Source organism: Siphonobacter sp. BAB-5385, assembly GCF_002261125.1.
Taxonomy (GTDB): domain Bacteria; phylum Bacteroidota; class Bacteroidia; order Cytophagales; family Spirosomataceae; genus Siphonobacter.
This window is the reverse complement of the sequence record NZ_NMPS01000220.1, coordinates 49,712-74,867: the sequence shown is the minus strand read 5'-3', so window position 1 is coordinate 74,867 and position 25,156 is coordinate 49,712. Positions and strand designations below refer to the sequence as shown.

Annotated in this window: 16 protein-coding genes and 2 pseudogenes; 6 read left to right on the top strand and 12 right to left on the bottom strand. The window is 52.9% G+C overall.

What is annotated here, in order from left to right:
- Window positions 1-94 precede the first annotated feature (94 nt).
- From BWI93_RS23125 to BWI93_RS29135, 3 genes are read left to right on the top strand one after another with little or no spacing between them, the layout of a single operon-like run.
- The gene (locus BWI93_RS23125; protein WP_094815834.1) at window positions 95-1,429 is read left to right on the top strand and encodes a cobyrinate a,c-diamide synthase; all 1,335 of its coding nucleotides are present in this window, start codon (window positions 95-97) and stop codon (window positions 1,427-1,429) included.
- A complete protein-coding gene (locus BWI93_RS29140) occupies window positions 1,422-3,845 on the top strand; it encodes a cobaltochelatase subunit CobN (RefSeq protein ID WP_255158024.1) in 2,424 nt (807 codons plus the stop codon). Before BWI93_RS23125 ends, BWI93_RS29140 begins: the two co-directional genes overlap by 8 nt.
- A 32-nt stretch (window positions 3,846-3,877) precedes the next feature.
- Entirely contained in the window at window positions 3,878-5,677 is a 1,800-nt protein-coding gene (locus BWI93_RS29135; RefSeq protein WP_255158023.1) for a cobaltochelatase subunit CobN, read from the top strand.
- A gap of 196 nt (window positions 5,678-5,873) precedes the next feature.
- On the opposite strand, the gene BWI93_RS23115 is transcribed toward BWI93_RS29135, so the two are convergent.
- From BWI93_RS23115 to BWI93_RS23090, 9 genes and pseudogenes are all read right to left on the bottom strand, one after another.
- Window positions 5,874-7,523: an FAD-dependent oxidoreductase gene (locus BWI93_RS23115; protein ID WP_094816059.1), complete on the bottom strand. Its 1,650-nt coding sequence runs from the start codon at window positions 7,521-7,523 to the stop codon at window positions 5,874-5,876.
- Window positions 7,524-7,559: 36 nt separating this feature from the next.
- The gene (locus BWI93_RS29800; protein WP_369679209.1) at window positions 7,560-8,153 is read right to left on the bottom strand and encodes an FAD-dependent oxidoreductase; all 594 of its coding nucleotides are present in this window, start codon (window positions 8,151-8,153) and stop codon (window positions 7,560-7,562) included.
- Entirely contained in the window at window positions 8,056-9,543 is a 1,488-nt protein-coding gene (locus tag BWI93_RS23110) for an FAD-dependent oxidoreductase (RefSeq protein ID WP_369679208.1), read from the bottom strand. The genes BWI93_RS29800 and BWI93_RS23110 overlap by 98 nt, the downstream gene beginning before the upstream one ends.
- Window positions 9,544-9,596: 53 nt before the next feature.
- Window positions 9,597-11,060 (bottom strand): RagB/SusD family nutrient uptake outer membrane protein, encoded by a 1,464-nt coding sequence (locus BWI93_RS23105; protein WP_094815832.1) that lies wholly within the window; start codon window positions 11,058-11,060, stop codon window positions 9,597-9,599.
- Window positions 11,061-11,077: 17 nt separating this feature from the next.
- Window positions 11,078-13,276, bottom strand: coding sequence for a SusC/RagA family TonB-linked outer membrane protein (locus BWI93_RS23100; protein ID WP_303396368.1), 2,199 nt, complete (start codon window positions 13,274-13,276; stop codon window positions 11,078-11,080).
- A gap of 143 nt (window positions 13,277-13,419) precedes the next feature.
- Window positions 13,420-13,674: pseudogene (locus tag BWI93_RS29130) on the bottom strand (TonB-dependent receptor plug domain-containing protein); the annotation flags it as partial.
- Complete coding sequence (locus tag BWI93_RS28340; RefSeq protein WP_217902321.1) at window positions 13,671-14,384, bottom strand: carboxypeptidase-like regulatory domain-containing protein; 714 nt, start codon at window positions 14,382-14,384, stop codon at window positions 13,671-13,673. The gene BWI93_RS28340 and the pseudogene BWI93_RS29130, both read right to left, overlap by 4 nt.
- 170 nt (window positions 14,385-14,554) lie before the next feature.
- Complete coding sequence (locus BWI93_RS23095) at window positions 14,555-15,526, bottom strand: FecR family protein (protein ID WP_094815830.1); 972 nt, start codon at window positions 15,524-15,526, stop codon at window positions 14,555-14,557.
- Window positions 15,527-15,665: 139 nt separating this feature from the next.
- Window positions 15,666-16,238 carry an RNA polymerase sigma factor gene (locus BWI93_RS23090; protein WP_176454305.1) on the bottom strand — a complete coding sequence of 191 codons (573 nt, stop codon included), beginning with the start codon at window positions 16,236-16,238 and terminating at the stop codon, window positions 15,666-15,668.
- 255 nt (window positions 16,239-16,493) lie between these two features.
- Here BWI93_RS23090 and BWI93_RS23085 point away from each other — a divergent pair, with 255 nt between their 5' ends.
- The 3 genes from BWI93_RS23085 (at window position 16,494) to BWI93_RS23075 (ending at window position 20,698) form a co-directional block, all read left to right on the top strand.
- Complete coding sequence (locus tag BWI93_RS23085; RefSeq protein ID WP_094815826.1) at window positions 16,494-18,062, top strand: serine hydrolase; 1,569 nt, start codon at window positions 16,494-16,496, stop codon at window positions 18,060-18,062.
- A 64-nt stretch (window positions 18,063-18,126) separates the two neighbouring features.
- Window positions 18,127-19,215 carry a Gfo/Idh/MocA family protein gene (locus tag BWI93_RS23080; protein ID WP_094815824.1) on the top strand — a complete coding sequence of 363 codons (1,089 nt, stop codon included), beginning with the start codon at window positions 18,127-18,129 and terminating at the stop codon, window positions 19,213-19,215.
- A 136-nt stretch (window positions 19,216-19,351) separates the two neighbouring features.
- On the top strand, window positions 19,352-20,698 hold the full coding sequence (locus BWI93_RS23075) for a peptide MFS transporter (RefSeq protein ID WP_094815822.1): 1,347 nt from the start codon (window positions 19,352-19,354) through the stop codon (window positions 20,696-20,698).
- Window positions 20,699-20,778: 80 nt separating this feature from the next.
- Here BWI93_RS23075 and BWI93_RS23070 read toward each other — a convergent pair whose 3' ends face one another.
- The 3 genes and pseudogenes from BWI93_RS23070 to BWI93_RS23055 form a co-directional block, all read right to left on the bottom strand.
- Window positions 20,779-21,075 (bottom strand): transcriptional repressor, encoded by a 297-nt coding sequence (locus BWI93_RS23070; protein ID WP_094815820.1) that lies wholly within the window; start codon window positions 21,073-21,075, stop codon window positions 20,779-20,781.
- Window positions 21,044-23,490, bottom strand: a pseudogene (locus BWI93_RS23060) (outer membrane beta-barrel protein). Before BWI93_RS23060 ends, BWI93_RS23070 begins: the two are co-directional and overlap by 32 nt.
- A gap of 86 nt (window positions 23,491-23,576) precedes the next feature.
- On the bottom strand, window positions 23,577-24,830 hold the full coding sequence (locus BWI93_RS23055) for a PepSY domain-containing protein (protein ID WP_094815813.1): 1,254 nt from the start codon (window positions 24,828-24,830) through the stop codon (window positions 23,577-23,579).
- Window positions 24,831-25,156: the final 326 nt, after the last annotated feature.

The following is a 25,156-nucleotide window of genomic DNA, read 5'->3' as shown; positions in this document are numbered from 1 at the left end:
CTAAGGCGGAAATCAGAAGTAGGTTTGCCGGAGGGGTGTACACGTCTCCGATTCTTCTTTTTTGTCTTTTTCAGGAAGGCCAGCTTATTCTTTCATGGCCAGTCATTTTCTCATTGCGGCTCCGCACAGTGGTTCGGGTAAGACGACGCTTACGCTGGGTCTGTTGCGGGCTTTGCGACACCGGGGCCTAACGGTTCAGCCCTTCAAGTGCGGGCCCGACTACATTGATAGTCAGCACCATCGTACGGCCGCCGGACGAGCCAGTATCAATCTGGATCTGTTTATGGCCTCCCCCGAACACCTGAAAACGCTTTATCAAACGTACCGTTCCGGAGCGGATGTGGCCGTTACCGAAGGTGTGATGGGCCTGTTCGACGGAGCCGACCGGATGCAGGCAAGTACGGCCTCGCTGGCCGAATGCCTGGGTATACCCATCATCCTGGTGGTACAGGCCAAGGCAATGGCGTACTCGGCAGCACCACTCCTGTACGGCTTCAGGCATTTTTACGCGGGCATACAAATCGCCGGCGTCCTTTTCAATGGTGTACAGACGGCCTCGCATTTCCGTTTTCTGGAAGAAGCCTGTCAGGATGTAGGGTTGCCCTGTCTGGGCTATTTCCCTACCCATCCCGATTTTACCATTCCATCGCGTCACCTCGGGTTACGTACGTCTTCGGAGATCGACTACGAGCGAATCATCGAAGCCATCGCCCGGAAGATTCCGCAGACCATTAACCTGGATCGGCTCTTAGCCCTTACTAAAACCAATGAAGAGGCTCCCCTAGCTCAAGCCTTGTCCCATCGTACGGCCTGTAAGGTGACTATCGCCCGGGATGAAGCGTTTTCATTTCAGTATCACCAAAATCTAGCGGTGCTGGAAGCCCTGGCGGAAGTACAGTACGTAAGTCCGCTACGGGATAGCGAGCTGCCCGAAACGCATCTCTTGTACCTGCCCGGTGGCTACCCTGAATTGCACGCTCAGGCCCTGAGTGCCAATACGTCCTTTCGGGAAAGCGTGCGAGCGTATTGCCAGAACGGCGGATACGCCTACGCGGAATGTGGCGGGTTGATGTACCTGGGCCGGCAGTTAACCGATGCGGAAGGTCACAGCTATCCGATGGCGGGGGTGTTTCCCTTTTCAACGAGTCTGCAACACGCGAAGCTGACCCTGGGTTATCGACAAATTCACTTTCAAAATACCTTACTGAAAGGTCACGAGTTTCATTACTCTACCTTACAGGAAGCGGAAGAGTTTGCTTCCCTGGCTCCGGTCCGCAATGCCCGGGGTCTGGAAGTCGGGACTAAAATCTACCGCGTACAAAATACCCTGGCTTCGTACGTACACTTATACTGGGGCGATGGCCCAACGTGGCTGACGGATCTGCTTCGTACGCTTTCTACTTCCCTTTCCACGCATCAACATGGCTGAAATCAAACGGCAACGGGTCATGCGACCCGACGGAAAAGCCATTAATCTGGTCCAGCGGCGGGGACATTTGTCCTACTGCTATAATGCCTGCTGCTGCGGGCGAACCGACCGCGGGTACGCCCCGGTACTGGTTGACGTCTACAAAAACGAATGGCTCCGCCGAAAAATGCGGAATCAGGTTCACTTGACCAAAGGCGGCTGCCTGGGCCCCTGCACGCTGGCGAACGTGGCTACGTTGCTTTTCGACGGGCATTCGGTCTGGTTTCATTCGGTCAATAGCGAATGGCACATCAAAGCCATTTTCGATTACATTGATCGCATGCTGGCCGCCGACTGCTTCCTGAGTCCGCCCGCCGAACTGGCCGAATTTGTCTTTCAGTATTACACCTGGAAAGGCTCGGAAACCGCTACCCTACGCGGAGAAACGCCCTCGCCCACCGATGGAATCGTGTTTCTGACGCACGCCGATACGGATTTGCTGACCCTCAGCCGGATCAGTTTACCCGACGATTTTCCCAAAGTACTGGGCCTGAGTTTACTGGCGATCAAGACCGAGGCTCACATGGCTCAGTTGCTGGAGCGGGAGATTGGAGCGGCTCAGGTGATTATTCTGCGAATTCACGGACGGCCCAGTAGCGTACCGGGTTTTCATGAACTGGTGAAGCGGGCCCAGCAGAATCAGCAGCATTTGATTGTCATCAGCGGTACGGGCGAACTAAACCCCGAATTTGCGGCGGTTTCTACGGTATCTCCAGCCATTCAGCAGGATGCCTTGTCCTACGTGCAGGCGGGCGGAGCGGGGAATTTTACGTCGCTGCTGTACTACCTTTCCGATCACCTGTTGCTGACGGGGTACGGAGCCGACCTGCCCCAGACGCTGCCCGAACACGGCCTTTACCATCCCGACTTACCCGAAAATGCGGAACTGAGCGACTGGCAAAAACATTACGATCCCCGGCAACCGACGGTCGGGATTACCTTTTACCGTTCGCACTGGATCAGTGGGAACACGGCTTTCGTCGATGCCTTGATTCGTTCACTGGAAGATCGCCAGATCAATGCCCTGGCAGTGTATACTTCTTCCTTGAAAGCGATTCATCCCGGAACGGGCTGCCCGCAGGCCTTTCAGTTTTTTGATCGAACGACAGGCGTGGCCATTGATACGCTGATCAATACGGTTTCCTATGCCATGACGGATGCCGATCAGCAGGGTTCGTCCGGGGCTTTACGTCAGCTCGATGTACCGATTTTACAGGCCATCACGAGTGGAATGAGTCGTGTGCCCTGGGAATTATCGAGTCGCGGCCTGACACCCCTGGATACGGCCATGAACGTCGCCATTCCCGAATTTGACGGGCGTATCATCACCGTTCCCATTTCTTTCAAGGAAAAAAACGGCGATACCACGGCGTATGAGCCTGTCCCCGATCGCATCGAGCGGGTAACCGGAATTGCTCAGCGACTGGCCCGACTTCGGCATACGCCGAACGCTCAGAAACGAGTCGCCTTCATTTTTACCAATTCGAACGCCAAAGCCTCCCAGATTGGCAATGCCGTCGGACTCGACGCTCCGGCTTCCCTCCTGGCGATGTTACAGGCCATGCAGGATGAAGGGTATTCGCTGGAAAACCTACCGACCACGGGTACGGAACTGATTCACCAGCTCATTGACCGCTGTTCGTACGATGAAACCTACCTAACGCCCGAGCAACTCGCACAGGCAGTGGGACGCGTATCTACTTCGCAATACACGCAGTGGTTGAAAGAGTTACCCGAACCGCTCCAGCAGAAAATGCTCAAGCAATGGGGACCTCCACCGGGCGAAACCTATGTACATGAAGGAAAAATTTCATTCGCGGGTATCGAGCTGGGAAATGCCATCGTGCTGCTTCAGCCTCCCCGGGGGTATGGCATGGACCCCGACGCCATTTATCACCAGCCGGACCTGGCTCCGACGCACCATTACTACGCCGTTTACCGCTGGCTCCGGGATGTCTGGAAAGCCGATGCTCTGGTGCACGTGGGCAAGCACGGTACGCTGGAATGGCTGCCGGGCAAGGGGATGGGCTTGTCGGAAAACTGTTTTCCCGATGCGATTCTGGGTGATTTACCCCTGTTTTATCCCTTCATTATCAACGATCCCGGCGAAGGGTCGCAGGCCAAACGCCGGGGCCACGCCGTTGTTGTTGACCACCTGACGCCGCCCATGACTACCGCTGACCAGTACGGCGAACTGGCTCAGCTCACGCAACTGGTGGATGAATATTATCAGGTGGAAATGCTGGATCCGGCCAAACTTCCCCTACTCCAGCGGCAGATCTGGGAGTTGATTCAGCGGACGAATCTGGATACGGATTTGTCGGCCCTGCTGAGTCGCGACATGGCGATCACAAACATGACTGGGACGATGAACTGACGCCCGAAGGCGTACCCGTAACGCTGACGGAGATGGCAGGCAAGGACATTGCTCACTTGATTGAAGACATTGACGGCTACCTCTGCGAACTGGGAGCGGCTCAGATTCGCAATGGCTTGCACACCCTGGGGCAAGTACCCGAAGGCGACGCTCTGGTTGATTTATTACAGGCCATGACTCGCCTGCCCAATCAGGATTTCGCCAGCTTACCCGAGACGATTGCGGGCCTGTTCAACCTTGATTTTTCACGTTTACAGGAACACAAAGGACAGAAACTGCCGCAGGTTGACCCGCATTTTCAGGAATGGGCGGGCCGTCCCCTCATTACGGCGGCGGATGCTCTGGAAGTGATCGATGAGATGAGTAATCACCTGTTTCGGGTATTGCTACAACATCGGTTCCAGCCGTCGCGACTGGATGAAGTACTCTTTGAAACCTTCCAGCTTCCTCCGGCCCAGCTGGATCAGTTGCGACCCGTCCTGCAGTACGTGTGTGAACAGCTGGTACCGAACCTGACCCGAACGGACGAGGAAATTTCTAATTTGCTGCACGGTCTTTCGGGTGGGTATGTTCCCGCCGGTCCGAGTGGGGCTCCTACCCGGGGTATGGCTCATATCCTCCCGACCGGACGCAATTTTTACGCCGTCGATCCCCGTGCCCTACCCTCACAGGCGGCCTGGGAAGTGGGTCAGCAACTGGCCCGCGAGGTACTCGAACGACATAAGCGGGAATCTGGAACTTACCCCGAAAGTGTAGGCATCAGCATCTGGGGAACGAGTGCCATGCGAACGCACGGCGATGACGTGGCCGAAATTCTGGCCCTGCTGGGCGTGCAACCCGTTTGGCAAACCGAAAGCCGGCGAATTACGGGCGTTGAAATCATTCCGCTGACGGACTTGGGAAGACCCCGAATCGACGTCACGACCCGGATCAGTGGGTTCTTCCGCGATGCCTTCCCGCATTTGATTGATTTACTGGATGAAGCCGTACAGCTGGTCATCGCCTTGGATGAACCGGAGGATCAGAATTTTGTCCGCAAGCATTACTTAAAGGATTTAAGTCAACTACAGGATTTGCCGCTGGAAGAGGCGGAGGAACGGGCAGCGTATCGCATTTTCGGAGCGGCACCGGGTAGTTACGGGGCGGGAATTTTGCCCCTGATTAACGAAAAAAACTGGCAGAATGAAGCGGATTTCGCTCAGGCTTATCTGAACTGGGGTGGTTACGCCTACGGCAAACAGGCGGCGGGGGTAGATGCCCGACAGGAGTTTCAGCAGCGGCTTTCGGGCGTGGAAGTGGCCCTGCACAACCAGGATAACCGCGAACACGACATTTTCGATAGTGATGATTACCTGCAATTCCACGGCGGCATGATCGCAACCATTCGTAGTCTGACCGGACAGCAGCCCAAGCATTACTTCGGCGACTCGCAAAACCCCGCCCGACCCGTGGTGCGGGATTTGAAGGAAGAGGCTCTGCGGGTATTCCGTTCGCGGGTGGTGAATCCGAAATGGCTGGAAAGTATGCAACGCCACGGCTACAAGGGCGGTCTGGAACTGACGGCCACGGTCGATTATCTCTTCGGGTACGACGCCACGGCCCAGGTTCTTGAAGACTGGATGTACGAAAAAGTAGCCCAAACCTACGCCCTCGACCCGCAACTCCAGGATTTCCTGCGGGAAAGCAATCCGTGGGCCTTGCAGGCTATCACCGAACGTCTGCTCGAAGCCGCCCAACGAAACCTGTGGGAGGAACCTTCGCCGGAAACGGTACAGGCCTTGCAACAACTGTATGCGTTAAGTGAGGGAGTACTGGAGGGGCGGTCGGAATAAAAACTAGCCATGGGTGCGACCCATGGCTAGTCATATTGAACCCCTTCGGGATTAAGAGCACCTGAGCTCGAAGGGGTTCCCACTGGTGCGGGTTTCTTAACCTGCACTAGTCCCTCCCCTCTAACCAGACATCGCAACCCCGAAGGGATTCAATATGACTAGCCCCGTAGGCAATACGGGGAAAAGAAAAACCCTCTTACAACGTCAACCGCTGTCCATTCTTTAGCAAAACCGCTTTCAACTCCCCATACGGTAATCGTTGCGGACTAATATTCTTATCGATTGAAAGCACCGCCGCCGTCGCCGCCGATTCACCCAAAATCATGAATACCGGTTCCATTCGGATGGAACCATAAGCAATGTGCGAACTGGATACGCAGACCGGCACCAGCAAATTCGAACATTCCTTCTCTTTGGGTAAGATTGAGCCGTAGGCAATGGAATAGGGTTGTTTCGGATGTACCCCAATGTCGCCTTCATTTTGTACGTACCCTTCGGGCGTGACATACCGCTGGGCGTTGTGGGCATCCAGCGAGTACGAGCCCATACCAATCGGGTTCGGTACGGTCGTTTCCCCCAATGCATCCGCCTCCTTCATCACGTATTCCCCTAACATTCGGCGGGCTTCGCGAACGTAAATCTGATGCGGCCAGTGGTTGTTATCGGTAAACTCATCTTTGGCCAACCCCCACTGACTCATCTCCTTACGTACGTCTTCCGGCACGCGTGGATCGTTAGCCATAAAGTACAGCAGGCCCTGCTGATACCGTTGATGGTCCTGAATGATCTTTCGCCGCCGCTCGTACGTGGCCTCGGGGTAATCGTAGTTTTTACCAATATAGTCACTGCTGAACGGGCCGTGATTGTTGGTATCCGTTTTACGATTGGGAATGGGATCAAACTTCTGGAACGTCTCCCGCCAGCCGCTGTCAAATACCCGGCCCAGCAACTCATACCGGGCGGGATCGTAACCTTCGGGTTTGGGAAAGGGTACACGGTTGTCGGGATGGTTACTCATGCACATCCGGAAGCAATACGCCTGAATTTTAGAATCCCCCTCACCCTTCGGCCCCGGCCCTTCGGCAGCAATTTCCGGCAACAAGCCACTCTTCGGATCACCGGGCACTTTGTACGGACTCACCTTCGCTTTGAAGTAATGGCCGTGCTGAAATACGTTGGGCTGCACGCCATTCCAGGTTTCACCGTAGACGCGGTTGGCTTCGCGGCCCACGTGATACTTCACGCCCGCCGCCGCCATCAGGTCGCCTTCGTACGTAGCATCGATGAAGCGTTTGCCCTGGTATATCTGTCCACTGAGCGTCCGAAAAGACTGGATTGCTCCGCCTTTTTTCGTAAGACCTTTGGTCGAACGGTCCAGCCACTCTTCGCGATACACCGTAATATTATGTTCCCGAATCAGATCCTCAAAAATTTGTTCGGCGGCGTGGGGTTCGAAAATCCACATGGTCCGGGCGTTGCCATCAATGGCGGGGGTCCCCTGCCCTTTGTTGCCGTAGGCTTCGCGTTTTTGCCATTTCCAGGCGGAATCCTGCTGGTAATGCTGGTAAAGTCGCTGGTAAAACTGCCGTGACAATCCACCAATGACCTCTTTATTTCCCGTATCGGTGAAACCTAGCCCACCCGAGGATAAGCCGCCCAAATGCTTGTCGGGCGAAACGACCAGTACCGTTTTGCCCATTTTCTTTACCTGTACGGCAGCCATGACGGCCGCCGACGTTCCCCCGTAAATAATTACATCGGCCCGGCGTACCGACGATTGAGCGTGGGTTAAAAGGGCGGGCGACAGGCATAAACTGACTAAAAAAGCTCGACGCTTCAGTTGCATACTTCCCATAATTATAGGTTTAAAAAGAACGGATACTTATCGCTTCCGTTCCGGCACGAGTAATACGTCATCGACAATGACGTTGCCCTTTCCACTGATTTCTACGTAGGCCGTTGTTCCGGCGGGTAAGGGGTAACTGCCCAGCGAGACCCATTCCCCGGACGTCTGACCGGCCACCTGTACCTCCGCACTACGGATCATTTGCTGCTTTTTCTGCTTTCCGTCAAAGACTTCGATACTCGCTTCGGAGGAGCGGTTCTTTACTTTCGGTACGTAGGTGTAAATCGTATACGTTCCCGCTTTGGGAATCGTAGGTTTGAAGCGAATGGACTTTTCCTGATTCGTAGTATCCATCAAAAACGAAGGACCGAAACCGCCGTAGGTCTGTACCATCCAGGAACCCTTGCGAGTCGTCTGGGTTTCGTGGTCGCTGGTGACAAGAATATCCGGCTGACTGCCATCGGCGTAGGGATTACTGGCTAGCCGTTTCTGTAACTGTTTGACGTCTATGGCCTGAATGGGTTGTTTGCCATCAATCGCCATACCCGCGGCCACTGCCGCCGACTGTCCCAGTACCATAAAGACGGGTTCCATCCGGATCGAACCATAGGCAATGTGCGTAGCCGACAAACAAACCGGGACCAGCAAATTGGCCGCTTCTTTTGCTGAGGAACGATGGCCCGGTACGAAACCGGATAGGGTCCGAAGCCGCCTTCCTCCACGTTGCCTTCATTTTCACAAACCCGTCGATGATCAACCGATCGCAGTTATGCGAATCCATGGTATAGGCGGCCATCCCTACCCCATCCGATACCACTTCCCGGCCCTGACAGTGGTGTTGAGTCATCACCAGTTCGCCCACCATCCGGCGAGCCTCCCGAATGTATAACTGATGGCTCCAGTTTTCATTATCGGTATACTCGTCTTTAGGGTAGCCCCATTGCTGCATTTCCTGCCGAACGCTGGCGGGTACCCGAGGATCATTTCCCACGAAATACAACAGCCCTTTGGTATAGCTCACGTGGTCATTCCAGATCTTCGTCCGGGTCGCGTAATCACCGTCCGGATAGTCCCAGTTCATCCCGATCATATCCGTCGAAAACCCGTTTCGATTGTTGATGTCGGTTTTACCATTGGGCATCCGGCTCCAGATAAACATATCGTTGAGGGCTTTCCAAGACCGCTTTTCGATGATGCGAAGCAGCAATTCGTACCGTTTGGGATCGTAATCGGCGGGTTTGGTAATGGCAATCCGGTTTTCCGGCTGGTTGGTCAGACAAATCCGGAAGTTATAGGCCTGTACTTTTTTGTCCCCCGAGCCGATGGGTGCGAGTTGGGTGGAATTAATCCCCCAAAGCAATCCACTTTTCGGATCGCCGGGCACCACGTAGGGGTCCATTTTCTCGGGCATCTGATGACCATTCATCACCTGTACGCCGTTGAACGTTTCGTTATACCGGCTGTTAGCTTCCCGTCCGACCACGTACGAAACGCCCGCCTTCGCCATCAGATCGCCTTCGTAGGAACAATCGATGAACATTTTAGCCTGAATCGTCCGGTTGGTTGCCGCCGAGGGCTGATTCGATTTTTCCAGCGTGATTTGGTTAATCACGTTGTTCGTCTTTTTGACGCTGGCGAGTCGATATTCGTATACTACCGGAACGTCGCCCCGTTTACAGTACGCTTTGAATAAATTTTCGGCCACGCTGGGTTCGAAAATCCACTGTTCAAATTTTCCGTAGTGCTGACCGATGCGACGGTAGAAGTCGTTCGCCAGTCCCGTAATGGCGTACTTATTCCCAATGTCCGTATAACCCAGACCGCCCGAACTCATCCCGCCCAAGTGGCGGCCCGGCTCGATGAGCACCACCGTTTTACCCATTTTTTTGGCGGTATACGCCGCAATGACTCCCGCGGATGTGCCTCCGTAAATACAAATGTCATAGGAAGCGTTTTGGGCAAGAGCCATTCGGCTCATCGTCAGCAGGAAGAAGGCCCATCCAATCGTTTTTTTCATCATAGCTTCAAGCAAATTCGAAGACCCGGAGCTTATCTCCGGGTCAGAAGTCTACATTAATACCCCGGATTTTGGTCTTCGGCGTTAATCGCCCCGTTATTGTCGAGTTCAGCTTTTGGAATGGGCCAGAGCACGTGACTATCTTTCATCGTCTTGCCCTTGGCCCGCTGGACGATGGTCTTTACCTGATCTACGCCCAGTCGTTTCATATCATTCCACCGCTTGCCTTCAATCATAAATTCGTAGGCCCGTTCCTGTAGCACCGCCTCCCGAAAGGCCTGAGCACTCAGTCCGGCGTAATCGACGGCCGCGTTGGCCGTTGCGATATCCGCTCCGTACGCCCGGCGACGTACCTGATTGACCGCCTGATACGCCTCGGGTGTGGGACCGCTAGCAGCCTGACTCGCCGCTTCGGCGTAAATCAGTAAGACATCGGCGTACCGGAACAGGGGTAAATCATTGCCGCTGGCATTGGCCGCTACCGAGGCCGGATCTTTGAACTTCCGGAACTGGTACGGTTCGTTAGCGGGGAGGGTCACGATCTGGCCCGTGGTTCGGTTGACGTACTGTCCGTAAATATTGAACTCTTTTCGTAAATCTTTCGCGTCCCAGTTGGCAATCAGTGGAAAGGTCTGACGGGCGTAAATCGTCCGGAAGCCCGGTGGGGAGTACTGGGTATTTTCCGCGTGGATGTACAGCAGGTACTGAAAACCCTGACCGCCCGTGGAAGAATACTTCAGTGAGAAAATATCTTCCGAACTCGTCGTTACCGTCGCTCCGTAGATTTTCTCGAAATCAGCTACCGTCGTCACCGGCACCAGCGAGTAGGCCTTACCATCCATGACTTCCTTGGCTTTATCCCGGGCCTGCGTCCAGTTCTGACGCGTCAGATATACGTCGGCCAGTAGCGTTTTCGCCGCCCAGCTCGTCGCCCGTCCCGCCACGGCGGGCGTCGCGGGGAGGTCAGTTTCGGCGGCGGTCAGATCCTCCAGAATGAGTTTATACACCTCATCAACGGACGAACGGGGTACGTCATTGGAAGCCGTAGTCGAGGTACGAATTGGTACTCCACCCCAGTTCCGGACCAGATCGTAATACACCAGTGCCCGCAGGAACCGGGCTTCGGCGAGCAGACCCTTTTTCTCGGTTTCATCCATGGCAATGGCGGGAATGCGTTCCAGAGCAATGTTGGACCGAAGAATGGCCCGGTACGCCTGTGACCACACCCCTTCTACCCGACCAATGTTGGTACCATCCAGTCCCTGATACTCACTGATGAAGGCATACGAGCCGCGACCGTTGGCATAATCCGTATTGGCTTCCTGTTCCAGCAAATAGATCATTCCGTAATAACCCGTACTCCGCAAGGCGTCGTAAATGGAATAGATTGCGGAACGGGCATCCGTTGGCGTTTGGTAAAAATTTTCTTCGGTCAGGCGATCGACCGGTACTTCCTGTAAGGTCTTCTGGCAGGAACTAAGGGCTGTGACCACAGCCATTATGCAAAGTATCTTTTTCATAGCAGTTGGGCTTAGCATTAAAAGGCAAGGCTTACGCCGCAGGTATAGGTTTTGGCAACGGGATAACTGGTCTGATCGATACCGACCGTAATGGAGGCTGCTCCACCCCGGCTACTCACTTCGGGATCATACCAGGAGTACTTGGTGAAGGTCAGCAGATTTTGGCCACTCACGTAGATCTGAGCGGATTTCAACCAGTTGACACTCCACTTCGTCAACGGCAGGGTGTAGGCCAGGCGAATGTTTTTCAACCGTAAAAACGAGCCATCCTCCACAAAGCGGTTGGATTCCCGGAACGTAGAGCCAATGCTAACTTTCGGGTTTTTCGCCGCCGGATTGGGGTTTTCCGTCGTCCAGCGATCCAGCGAGCTGCGTACCTGATTTTCACCGAAGTTGAAAGCATTCGCCTGATTTGACAGGTTGAAGTTGAAAATATCCGCTCCCTGAATGCCCTGCAAAAACACGTTCAGCGTGAAGTTTTTGTAGGAAAAATTATTGGTGAAACCGTAAATGAAATCGGGATTGGGATTGCCGATGATGGTACGGTCCAGGTTATTGAGGGTACCGTTGCCGTCGAGATCCTTGTACCGAATCGCTCCCGTTTCCGTCAGTCCATCTTCCACGTAGCCAAAGAAAACACCTACGGGCTCGCCTTCGCGGATCAGGTTTACCGAAACGTTCAGTGGAATATCGAGTGAATTTCCGAACACATCACTACCCCCGGCTAGTTTGATTACTTTGTTACGGTTGGCCGCAAAATTCAGGCTCGCATCCCACTTAAAATTACCCGTCAGGATGTTTCCACCCAGATCCAGCTCCACGCCCTGGTTGCGAATGGTACCCAGGTTTTGTACCTGTTCGATATAACCCGAGGAGCTTGGCAAGGGCACGCGGGCCAACAAATCGTTGGTATTTTTGCGGTAGTAATCCACGGATAAGCGGAGGCGTTCCTGGAAAAACCCGAAGTCCAGTCCCAGGTTGGTTTGCGTCGTGGTTTCCCATTTCAAATTCGGGTTCGGTTTGGTCGCCCCCGGAGCAAAACCAGCGTACAAATCGTTGCCGTATATGACTTGCATGGACTGAAGCGTATTCAGCGTCTGGTAGGGATTGATAGCGGTACTACCCGTCTGGCCCCAGCTGGCCCGTAGCTTCAGATTGGAAACAAAAGTCAGGGGTTTGATGAATTCCTCTTCACTAATTCGCCAGCCCAGGGCCGCCGAGGGGAAATAGCCCCATTTGTTGGAAGCCCCAAACCGGGACGAACCATCGGCCCGAATGCTGGCCGTCAGCAGGTAGCGATCCCGGTAAGAATAGTTGGCCCGGGCGAGTCCCGAAAGCAGTTTCCAGTCTGAAATCGAAGCCGTAGGTGTAGCGATCACACTACCGGACTGGGGATTATTGTTCTGTAAGACATCGCTGGTAAAGCCACTCGCTCCGAGTCCGTTATTATTGACTAACTCGCTCTGATACGTAAAGCCCCCCGTAAAGGATACAGCGTGAGCTTCCTGAATGGTCTTGCTATAGGTTAAGATGTTCTCGTTGAGAAAGTTAGTTCGCGTATAATAGCTGGTACTACCCGATCCCGAAGGTGATGCTTTAAAAAGACGGGGCGAGTAATAATCACTCCGGGAGTTTGCGTAATCGACCCCGGCGGATACGCGAAGGCTTAGTCCGGGAATAAATTCGTAAGTCAAGCCCAGGTTGGTCAGAATACCACTCCCCGTCGTTTCGTTTTTCCGTTCCAGAGCTAGAGCCACGGCATTTTCGGCGGCGTTCGGACTAAACGAATAGGGTACTACGTTCGAATAATTGCCATTGGCATCGTAGGGAGCAATCATCGGTGGGGCAGTTAACGCGGCTGATACCACCCCATTGCCCCGCGAACTGTTGTCGCTGGAGATGGCCTGCGTTCCCGTACGGCTCAGTACGCTGGTATACGTAAGCCGTAATTTATCGTTGATTTTCTGATTCAAATTGGCCCGAACCGAGTACCGCTTGTACCCCGAGCCGATCACAATCCCCTGCTGATCGAATAAGCTGGCTGAGACGGAGTACTGCGTTTTTTCGCTACCCCCGGAAAACGTAACCACGTGGTTTTGGATGGGAGCCGTCCGGAAAATGGCATCCTGCCAGTCCGTACCCTGACCAAACGAAGCGACCTGATCGGAGGTGAAATACGGTTGCAAGCCATCGTTGCGAGCCCGTTCGTTGGCGATTTCCGCAAATTCGCGGGCATTGAGCAGGTCAAGTTTTTACGTACCGTCTGAAATCCGACGTAACTATCAATGTTGACCCGGTTACTGCCGCTTTTCCCCGCCCGGGTGGTAATCAGCACCACGCCGTTGGCTCCCCGTGACCCGTAAATGGCTGTAGCCGAGGCATCTTTCAGAATCTCCATCGACTCAATATCGGCGGGGTTCAGTGTAGTCGGGCTTCCGGACAAGGCAAAACCATCCACTACGTACAGCGGTTCGTTATTGCCGAGCAACGAATTACCACCCCGTACCCGAATGCTGATGTTGGCTCCCGGTGCACCTGAGTTTTGCACCACCTGCACGCCCGCCGCCCGGCCCGCCAGACCCTGTACGGCATTGACTACGGGCAGTTCATTCAACTCTTTAGAACTGACGACGCCAGGGAGCCCGTCACGTCACTCCGTTTCTGGGTACCGTAACCAATGACTACGACTTCAGAAAGCGATTTTGTATCGGTTTCTAGTTTGACATCAATCGCACTTCGCCCGCCGACGGACACTTCCTGCGTTACGTAACCCACGTACGAGAAAACCAGCGTGGCGGCATCGTCGGGGACATTCAGGGTATACCGCCCATTGGCGTCGGTAGCCGAGCCCGTCGTGGTGCCTTTCAGGACTACGCTTACACCGGTTAAGGTTTGACCCTGATTATCGGTAACAGTCCCCGTTACTGTTAATTTTGGGGCGGTCAGCAGCATCGTTTCCTGACTTTTGGAAAGCACAATGCGTCCCGACACGAGTCGATACTGGATGGCTAAAGGGCCTAGTAAGGCTTTCAGTACTTCTTCCAGTTTGGTATGCATGGCCTTGACCGATACCTGCTGATCGGACTGAATGACTTTGCGACTGTACACAAACTTGACGGAAGCCTGGTTCTCAATCTGACTTAAGGCCTGCTCCAGACTCACTTTCCCGGCAGGTAAGGTTACGGTACGCTCCAGCACATCCTGAACTGTATGGATGGGTTCAGCGTAACTAAAGAGCGGTACGGTTAGTAGTAGCGGCAGAAAAGAACGATGGAGCAACCAGCCCGCCAGAGCGTAAGGTTTGAAGTAACGTGTTTTTTTCATAGGTCTTATTCATTTTAACAGGCACAAAACGTCCCCGCACGCCTTCCGAGCGAAGGTGCGTAAGGGCTTTACTAGTGGTCGTACGAGACTACCAGAATTAGGAAATTAGATTAGGTCTTTGGAGTTAATCATGGCAATCAGTTTTAGAGGAGGTAAGTAGGATAAGTCATTTATCGGCAACCCGCACCCTGTAGCAGGATTTGAGTACCGTCGGATTGGTAGGTAGCATTCAGAGCCTGGCAAATCATACCCAGCTGCTCATAGAGGCCCAGTCCCGTCAGATCTCCGGTGAAGGGACACTGACGCAAGGCCGATTGCTTGATGAGCAGGGTGATGCCATAGCGTTTTTCAAGACGTTCAACCACGCGAAGCAGCGGTACGTCTTTGAATCGCATCGAAACGGAGGCATCCACCACCAGGGGATTTTGAACGAGGCCCGTTTGCAGCCAGGGTTTCTCCCGCGAATACGTAACGAGCTGATTCGGTACCAGGATTACCTGATTATGCTCATGCTGTACGGAAACTTTACCTGTAACCACCTGCACCTGCACGTAGCTTTGTTTCGGCTGATGCCTCACCCAGAAACTCGTCCCTAACACCTTCGTCTCCAGCGAACCCGTGTGCACCAGAAAAGGCTTTTCAGGATTTTTGGTAATTTGAAAGAAGGCGGTTCCCTGTAAGTCTACTTCCCGAAGCTTTCCAGTGAAGGTTGACGAATATCGCAGGCTACTTCCTTGCAGCAGCGTTACCTGACTCTGGTCGGAAAGGGTGAGCGTTTGCGGTCCACGAGCGGTAAGCAGCGGAGCCGCCGTATGAACCGCCAGTTGTCCAGAATTCACCGACGACTGCGTCCAGAACCACAGACCAATGGATAGTACTAGTAGTACCGATGCGGCCACCCCCACGTACCAACCGACTTTTCGGAGAGGACGGATCTGAATCTCCGGCTCAGGTTCATCAATACGCTCACGAATCGTCGACCACAGCTTGGCTTGCAACGGCGGACGTTCCGTTGGGGGAAGTTCTTCCTGCGAATCGGCTGCCAGGCGGTCGTACCAGGCGTGGATACGCTGCTGTTCTTCGGCGGTGGCTTCGTTACGCTGGTAGCGTAGCAAAAGCTCCTGAAATTCTTCCGGGGTCATACAAGCAGTAGAGAGCCTTGAGTGCCGCTCCTATCTAACAAGTCGGATGTGCGAGGATTTGACCTAAATCGTTTTAAAATTTCTACGAAAGTTTATATAAAAAGGCTCGATACCCACTAAAATTCTTGCCTTCGTTCAATTAACGGTTAGTAAGAATGAGATAAAGCAGCGTGCCCAGTAAATGATCCTGGTAGTGCGTACGGAGAAATTTGACGGCTTTAGTAAGATGATACTCTACGGCTTTTTCAGAAAGCTGAATGTGGTGGGCAATTTGGGTGACGGACCAGTTCTCAAAATAACTCAGGGTAAATACCTGGCGGGACTTTTCGGGCAGTGTTTGCAGCGAATCTTCCAGAGCCGAACGTAAATCATTCAGGATAATGGCCTCTTCCGTGGACGAATCCTCCGTCGATAAGAAGGACTGGTAATAGCTTAGATATTGTTCCCGCGTGACCCGGGCTCTGATCTGATCGATCACGGCGTACCGAACCGCCGAGAACAGGTAATAACTCAGCCGATTGATGGAGACACTCGCCTTTCGTTCCCAGAGCTTTACGAAAATATCCTGTACCATTTCTTCGGCTACTTCACGATCGTTCAGTTTACGGTACGCCACCAGAAACATCGGATACCAGTACTGGGAATAGATGGCCTCAAAAGCTGTCAAACTCCCCTGCTGGAGTTCGGAAATCAACTTTTGTTCATCGATCATTCCTGTTTGCATGGCGTGAGTAGTAAGTTAACCAATCGTCCGAAACCCCGATCAGAGCGTTTTGAATGGTTAAAATTATATATAATGTTCGTATGTTTATACGTAAAAAGAGTATTAAATGTATCAACCCTACACGGGTTACGGTTTCGTTTCTATTTTTAGACGGATCTGCGTACCGGCTCGTCTTTCTGCGGACGTATGCAATCCTTTGAAGTTATATCTTACCTTTAAGACCTTCTTTACCTCAAACCAACGATGACACTATCTCGACGTACCTTTTTGCAGCAGTTGGGCATGCACTCGGCTCAACTGGGTTTGCTTTCTACGCTTCCAGCCTGGCAGCCAGCCCCTGGAAACGCCCTTTCCCGTAGTACGCCCGAAGCTCAGGGCGTTGCTTCACAGGGCATCCTGGATTTCATTGCAACCGTTGAAAAGGAAAAACTCAACGTACATAGCCTGATGGTGCTGCGACACGGGCAGGTTATCGCCGAAGGCTGGTGGGCTCCGTACGCGGCTGATCTCAAGCACACGCTCTATTCGCTCAGTAAGAGCTTTACTTCTACGGCCGTTGGATTAGCAGTAGCCGAAAACCGGCTTCGGGTAGAAGATCCGGTCATCAAGTTTTTCCCCGAAGATCTTCCCGCAACGGTCAGTCCAAATCTGGCCGCCATGCGAATCAAGGATTTGCTGACCATGTCTACCGGACACGCGAAAGATACGACGGGTCCCATGGCCGAAAGTCCGAATTGGGTGAAGGGTTTTCTGGCCCAGCCCGTTGAACATCAGCCGGGTACGCACTTCGTCTACAACAGCGGAGCTACGTACATGCTTTCGGCCGTTGTGCAGAAGCTGACCGGACAAACTTTACTTGATTACCTCACACCCCGGCTCTTCAAACCCTTAGCCATTGAAGGGGCCGACTGGGAAGTAAGTCCGCAGGGCATCAACACGGGTGGCTGGGGCTTACGGGTTAAGACGGAAGACATTGCCAAATTTGGTCAGTTGTACCTGCAAAAAGGCGTCTGGAAAGGCAAGCGGCTGATTACCGAAGCCTGGATTGATGAGGCTACGCGTTTTCAGGTACAATCCTCGGGAGGTAGTCGTCCCAAAGAAACCAACGACTGGCTACAGGGTTACGGCTATCAATTCTGGCGGTGCCGCCACGAGGGGTACCGGGGAGACGGGGCCTTTGGTCAGTACTGTCTGGTATTGCCCAAGCTCGACCTCGTCATTGCCATGACCAGCGAAACCAGTAATATGCAGGGCATTATGGATGCCGCCTGGAACCACATTCTGCCATCCGTGGGCAAGTCTAGTCCGGCCTCCGCCCAATCGGCTTTAAAAAAACGGCTGACTTCTCTACGACTACCGCTGGCTGAGGGGACGTTTAGCTCCCCCTTGAGTGAACAAATCAACGGGAAAACCTTTCAGATTCAGGAAAATTCGCTGGGTATTCAATCCGTGCGAATGGACGTGAAGAAGGATTCCGTTCAATTGACGCTCAAGGATACCCAGGGCGAAGACCGCATCGAAGCGGGTTTAGGTCGTTGGAAATTCGGTCGTACGGATCTATCCACGACTCCGCTCAAACTTACCCAAACGCCCGTTCCCGGTGAAACGGTCACGCCTATTGCCACGAGCGGAGCCTGGCGAAACGAGAATACCTTTGATTTCCTGGTTCGATTCATCGAAACCGCTCATTACGAAATCATTTCCTTGCACTTTGAAACGGGGAAGGTACAGGTCAAATTCCAGCGAAGTCTTTCCATCCTCGATGGTAAACCCGACCGCCGACCTACGTTAGAGGGAACACTCACGGCTTAATTGATCAAACCCGAGGGCAGGCTGCGAAAGCGTTTGCCCTTTTTGCTTCTGACTTCGTTACCGAATGAAAACTATATTCTTCGTTTGTTTTTTTCTGCTGGGTATGCTGAACCTTCAGGCCCAAAAACCCGTCCGACTGGCCGTAGCTGGTATCACCCACGGTCACGTCCCCTGGATTCTGGGTCGAAAACCGCTGGGCGACATCGAACTGGTGGGCATCTCCGAATCCAATATGGACCTTTCGAAACGCTACGCTGAACGATACCACCTGGATTCCAAACTTTTTTACCGCGATCTGGTACAAATGCTGGATGCCGTCAAACCCGAAGCCGTCGTGGCCTTCGGATCGATTTACGAGCACAAAGCCGTCGTGGAGGCCTGTGCTCCCCGGGGCATTCATGTCATGGTGGAAAAACCGCTGTCTACCAACTTAGCGGATGCAGAACAAATGGCCTCTTTAGCCCGGAAGCACCAAACGCTGGTACTGACCAATTACGAAACGTCCTGGTATCCCAGCATTGAAAAAGCTTATCAGCTCGTGACCGATAGCAGTACCGTGGGGGCGTTTAAGAAAATGGTGGTACACACGGGACACGAGGGTCCGAAGGAGATTGGTGTCAATGCCGAATTCTTTAACTGGCTGACGGACCCCGTACAAAACGGCGGTGGTGCCCTGATTGATTTCGGCTGCTACGGAGCCAACCTGATGACGTATTTTATGAAGAATGAAACGCCGCTATCGGTCACGGCGGTTACCCGGCAGTTCAAACCCCAGATTTATCCCAAGGTGGACGATGAGGCCACGATTGTGATCGAATACTCCTCGGCTCAGTGCATTGTACAGGCTTCCTGGAACTGGCCTTTCAGCCGAAAAGATATGGAAGTATACGGCGATGCGGGCTACGTCATTACGGAAAATACCACGGATTATAAAGTCCGCTCTCGTTCGCAAAAAGAGCAGAAACGACGCATTACGAAACAGGAATTACCCGTTTACGACGATCCTTTTGCTTATTTTGCCGATTTGATCCGGGGAAAAATCAAACCTCATCCGCTGTATTCGCTGGAAAACAACGTGCAGGTGGTGCGTATTCTCGAAGCCGCCCGGGAGTCGGCCCGTACGGGAAAGACGGTGCAACTCCGAAAAAAATAAGTACGTGTTTTCCTGAAAATTCAGCCTGAGGCGAGGAAGTGGCTTTTCACCGAATGGAGCAAGCCCGGTCCTCCCCAAAGTCCTGTCATCAGGAGCCATCCCCTTTCTATATCGTATTATTTCTGTTTGTTCACTCATGACTTCTTCCCCCGAAAAACAGTGGTTAGGTCACCCGAAAGGCCTGTTTGTGTTGTTTATGACCGAGCTGTGGGAACGCTTTAGTTTCTACGGCATGCGGGCCATTCTGGTGCTGTACCTGACGGCTTCCGTGACGGGGCTGAATCCCGGTCTGGGCTGGACCAACGCCGAAGCCCTGACCTTTTATGGCTGGTACGGCTTCAGTGTGTACATGGCCAGCTTGCCCGGTGGTTACCTCGCCGACCGCTTTCTGGGCCAGAAGAAAACCGTACTGATCGGAGCTCTGCTTCTGGCGATTGGTCATTTGATTCTGGCGATTCAGACCATGTGGGCTTTTTACCTGGGTATCTTTCTAATTGTACTCGGCGTTGGACTTTTGAAACCTAACATCTCGACGATGGTGGGGGGACTGTACGCCCAGCACGATCCTCGCCGGGATAAAGGCTTCACCATTTTTTACATCGGGATCAATCTGGGAGCGGCTTTTGCTCCCATCATGGTGGGCTGGGTTGCCTATCAGTACGGCTGGCATTATGGCTTTGCCCTGGCCGGCATCGGCATGCTGTTGAGCTTGATTCTGTACATTCAGGGCCAAAAACACTTGGCAGAAGTCGGTAATTTTCTCGGCAAAAGTTCTGATCTGGAGGATCGCACAAAACTTAATCAACCCCTGACCCGCGTGGAAAAAGACCGGGTCTGGGTACTGATGCTGTCGTTTTTGATTGTGATCACCTTCTGGGGAGCGTACGAGCAGGCCGGCGGTTTGATGAATTTATACGCCGAACAAAAAACCAACCGGCAGTTTATGGGTATGGAGATTCCGGCGTCCTGGTTTCAGTCCCTCTCCGGTATCTTTGTCATTACGCTCGGTACAGCCGTGGCCAATTTCTGGGCCCGTAATGCTCGCAAGGGTCGGGAAAGCTCTTCCCTGGCGAAAATGGCCATCGGTACCATGATCATGGGTTCGGGCTTTTTCTTCATGACGGCCGCCGCTTTGCAGGCTCAGCAAACCGGACAGGCGGCCATGTACTGGCTGATTCTGGCGTACCTTTTCCACGTCATTGGTGAGCTGTCTTCCTCGCCGGTGGCCCTTTCATTCATTACCAAACTGGCTCCGGCTCAATATGCTTCGATCATCATGGGGGCTTACTGGGCAGCGACCGGACTGGGCGAAAAACTCGCGGGTCAACTCGGAGCCTGGTCGCAAACCTGGGGTGAACTGGAAACCTTCACTGGGATTGCAGTTTTCTGTATTTTGTTCGGAAGCCTGATCTTACTGCTCCTCAAACCGCTGAAACGACTCACGCACGGAGCGGACGATAATCTCCCGGAGACGACTCACTAGGAAATTGAGGCTGCGTTCGATCAAAAAAAGAAAGGGGGTATAAAATCTTGGTTAAGCAAGATTTCATACCCCCTTTCTTATCACATACGTTCAAAAACGGCCTTCCGGTCCTCCCGGATTTTCTTTTGGGCGAGTTGGGCCTTTACCAGCCAGTTCAGCGAAAGGTACACGGCTCCGATACTGATGCGAACGCGTTCCTGCTTCAACTGCAACCAGACTTGCTCAGCGTCCATCGCCCGCGTGGCTTTTTCCAGCACCATCGCTACCGCGTTTCGTTTGGGCGAGTGCCGAATGCCGTGCCGGGTTCCATACGCCCGAATGCGTTCGGTTATGGACAACGTATCCTTACTGTCCTTTGACTCGGTTTTGTACATCATCGGCTCCACTTTTACGGGTTGATCCGGTTTTGAGGTTCTGATTACCAAACCGATAGTTGAACGAAAGCGTAATGACGCGACTATCGAACCGGATGTTCGTGTTCAGATCCAGGTTCTCGTACCGGGCCGTTTGTACCCGGCGGCGTCCCTGAAAAATATCATTAGCCATCAGTTTCAGCGTAGCCTGCTTATTGAGAAGCTGCTTTTGTACCCCCGCTGAAATGACGTAGAAAGGCCGGGTTACGAACACGCCGTAGACTGATTTGGAGTTGTAAACGCCACTGAGTTCCAGGGACGCTCCCCGACCTAGCTGAAAGGAATTCTGAGCGTTGAAGGTAAAACTGGTGATGCTGTTATTGAGATCGCCGCCATTCTGGTCGCCCTTGTACTCATTCCGAAAAACGTTGAAAAAATTGCTGGTCGTCCACCACGAGGTAGGTGACTGGGACGCCGAAAAACTGATCCCGTAGTTAATCAGACTTTTCAGGTTTTGTGGACTTTGGAAAGTGGTATTGGTCGAATCGATCTGTCCCATCATCCAGTTGATGACGTCCGAGGTGTAACTATAGTTGAGCGTCGTCGTCAGGAAATTATTGAAGGTATGCCCTAACTCCAGTGAATGCGTCAGTTGCGGTTTCAGGAAGGGGTTTCCTTCGTAGTACAGAAAGGGGTCCCGAAAAAACCGGAAGGGGTTCAGATCTTCATAATCCGGACGCTCGATGCGGCGGCTGTACGAAAGCTGAAGCCGGTGCTTTTCGTTCAAAGTCTGCGTCAGAAACAGGCTGGGGAAGAGTTGAAAATACTTACGAACCACCAGTGAATCGGACGTAATCTGATGCCCTTTCGTATGCGTGTATTCCCCCCGCAAACCCGCCTGTACGCTAAACGAACCGAACTCCCGGTTGAAGTTACGTAACCCGCATGAATGATTTCCTGATAGGTAAAATGATTGGAAGCCGAAAAATCCCTGACCCAGTTGGTACCCGACAAGGTGTCGTACTTTACTTCGTTGTCGACGGTTACGTAGCTGCTTTTCCAGCCTGTTTCAAGTTTGGCCTTCGTTCCCAGCGGATGCGTGTAATCGGCCTTTCCCACGTATACGTAAGTGGTGGAAGGAATATCGCCCCGACGCGTGGAACGACGACTGGTAAAGGCTCCCGTTTCATCCACATAACGCGTATCGAGCAACTGATTGGATTGAAAACCATTGGCTGAATAGTCCCAGTCGGTTGTCAGTTCCCGGCCCTCCTGTTTGAAACGGTGGGTATAGTTGAGGTTGTACGAAAGATTCGACCAGCGGCTGTCGTCGGTATTGGTGCTGCGGGCATCCGCCAAAGTATGACGGGTAATGGTTTGCAGGAGGTTACTGGTGTTGCCATTGTTGGCATAGGTACCCACGTTTCCATTGATCACCAGTCCGAGGGTATTCCGGGAATCAAGAAAATAATCTATCCCCGCTTTGAAGTTATTCGTGTACAGGGGCTCATCGGTTACGGTGTTCTGGAATGAGATGCGGCTCGGACTGCTTTCACCCGGATCGCGGAAGCGGCGGGTATAGGACAACAACTCCTTTTCGCCCCGATACGCGTGATCATAGCTCCCGAATACGTTCAGGCGATTGCTGCGGTAATTGAGGTTCAGGCCCGTTCCGTAACGGTTCTTGCGGCTGCGGGCGACATTGGCGTACACATTGCCGTTGAAGCCGATCATTTCATTCTTCTTCAATTGAATATTGATAATACCCGAATTTCCGGCAGCATCGTACTTGGCGGAGGGGTTCGTGATAATTTCCACTTTCGAAAGAGCACTCGACGACGTTCCCCGTAACAGCGTAGCCAGTTCCTTCTGCGACAAATAAGTCAACTTTCCATTGATCATGATGGTAGCTCCCTGCTTGCCCTTGAGGGTAATGTTACCTTCGTCGTCCACGGTAACGCCGGGAGCTTTTTCCAGTACTTCCAGAGCCGTATTGCCTTCCGAGAGGATGCTGTTTTCAATATTCATCACCGTTCGATCGATCCGCTGTTCGACCAGGGGCTTTTTCGCCGTCACGGTTAAGGTTTGTAAATCCTGTTCGCCCGGTTGCAGTTGCAGCGTGGGAAGCAGCCGTTGCGGTTGCTTTTCACTCAACGTAAAGCGGGCACTTCGCTGGGGCTGGTAGCCGACGAAGCGAGCTTCTACGTAATAGGCCCCCAAAGGTATGCGGGTAAAGCCAAACTGCCCCAGGGAATCGGACACCGTTCCTTTCACCAGGGTAGAGTCGACGGCCGAGTAGAGAGCTAGCGTGGCAAATTCAATGGCGATACCCGCAGGATCAGTCACCCGGCCCCGTAGGTCGGTTTGGGCGTACACGGTACTCGTGATCAGCAGTAGGGCCCAGCGGAGGTGTTTCAGGGATTGAGTGGGAAAAGGCATTCGGTCTAAGACTTAGTAATAAAAAAAGAAAAGGCGTAATGGACCCGACCGATGGCCGGGTGAAACGGATGGGTGGCTCAGGAGTGTTAGGGTTTCGGTTTCGGCACAAACGTGGGTCGAACCCTTTTGCCGTTGACGGCCTCCCCTGCCGCTTGGGTCTCAGTCATCGGCGTTTTACCGGACCTGCCAGGCGTTTTGCCGACTGGTTTCTTTTTATTCCGACGCCCCCACCAGATCAGGAAGCCCGTAATGGGCAGGCTGGCTCCGATCAAGCTGGCGAAGAAGGCCATGATTTTACCGGGTAAACCCAGAATACTGCCCACGTGAATATCATAATTCATCCGACGAAGCTTGACGCCAAAATCCGCTTGTGCGTAAGGGCTGTCGTAAACGGTATTCCGGGGCATGGGCTTGAGCGTATGCTGATCGAACGCATAGGCCTGGTGGTTGTAAAACTGTCCTGCCGTAGGATAAACGGTGATGTGAAGGGGCGATTTCAGATCATTCTTTTCGGGATAGTTGTAGTAAAAGCCCTGAGCGTCGGGATGTTTGGTGAGCACCGTAGCCCAGGCTTTATCCATGGCCTGCGACTGCGTATAGAAGCGATGAGCCTGTAAGGTATCGGATTCATGGTTGGGGTACTCGGGCAAGGTTTGACCACCCGACGTTGCCCAGTAGAGGCTCCGGCTGTACCACTCTATGCCATACACCATGCCCGTCAGGGCGATAGCCAGCAGAAAAAGCAGCGAGTAGAAGCCCAGTACATTGTGCAAATCGAGGTTGACGCGTTTGAAGGATGCTCCCCATTTGATGGTAAAGCTTTTTTCCACGGTGCTTTTGCTCCATTTTTTGGGATACCACCAAACCAGTCCGGTAATGAGTTCGAGGACAAAAATCAGTGTCGCATAATTCACAATAGGACGACCGATTTCCCAGGGTAACCACAGAAAGCGATGGCCGTTTAAGATGATTCGGAAAAAATCCGCTTCGTCTTTCTGATGTACCTGCTGACAAATGATGGTTCCGGTATAGGGATGCATTTTAAAGGTATAATACTCGCCCTCCCAGGGGCCCACGCCGACTTCAATAGCTTTGCCCTGCTGGTAGGAAGCGTAGGTGACATCCTTACCGGGAAGAATCGCGGCAATAACGGTCTGTACCTGCGAAGGCGTGAGAACGGGTTTTTCCTCTTGGGCAACATTGCTTTCCGGCTCCAGCAGAGACGTAATTTCTTCGTTGAACACCCAGATACAGGCCGTGGTACAGACAATAAAAACGATGATTCCGGAGCCTAAGCCCAACCATAAATGCAACCAGTTATTAATTTTCCGGAAGGTCATAGCCGAATAGGATAGATTGAATGCGTTTCAGTACCGGGGGCGAGGGTAAGTACTGGGATTTACCGGATCGTTAGCCATTCGCAGCAATCCCTGAAGCCTTCCCGCTACCCCATACCTTTGGTACTTTCCTGGGTAGTTGCATAAGTCGGCCTGTTCCGCAGTAGGTATGGGAAAAAAGAATGGGTGAAGTTGGCCATGGGTTGCACCCATGGTTAATGATGTTGAACCCCTGCGGGGTTGAGCTGAACTAGTTGGGATAAGGTGGGGATAAAATTGTTTACGTAGGATACGAGCGATTCACTACTCTTATCTTTTCCAATTTGGAA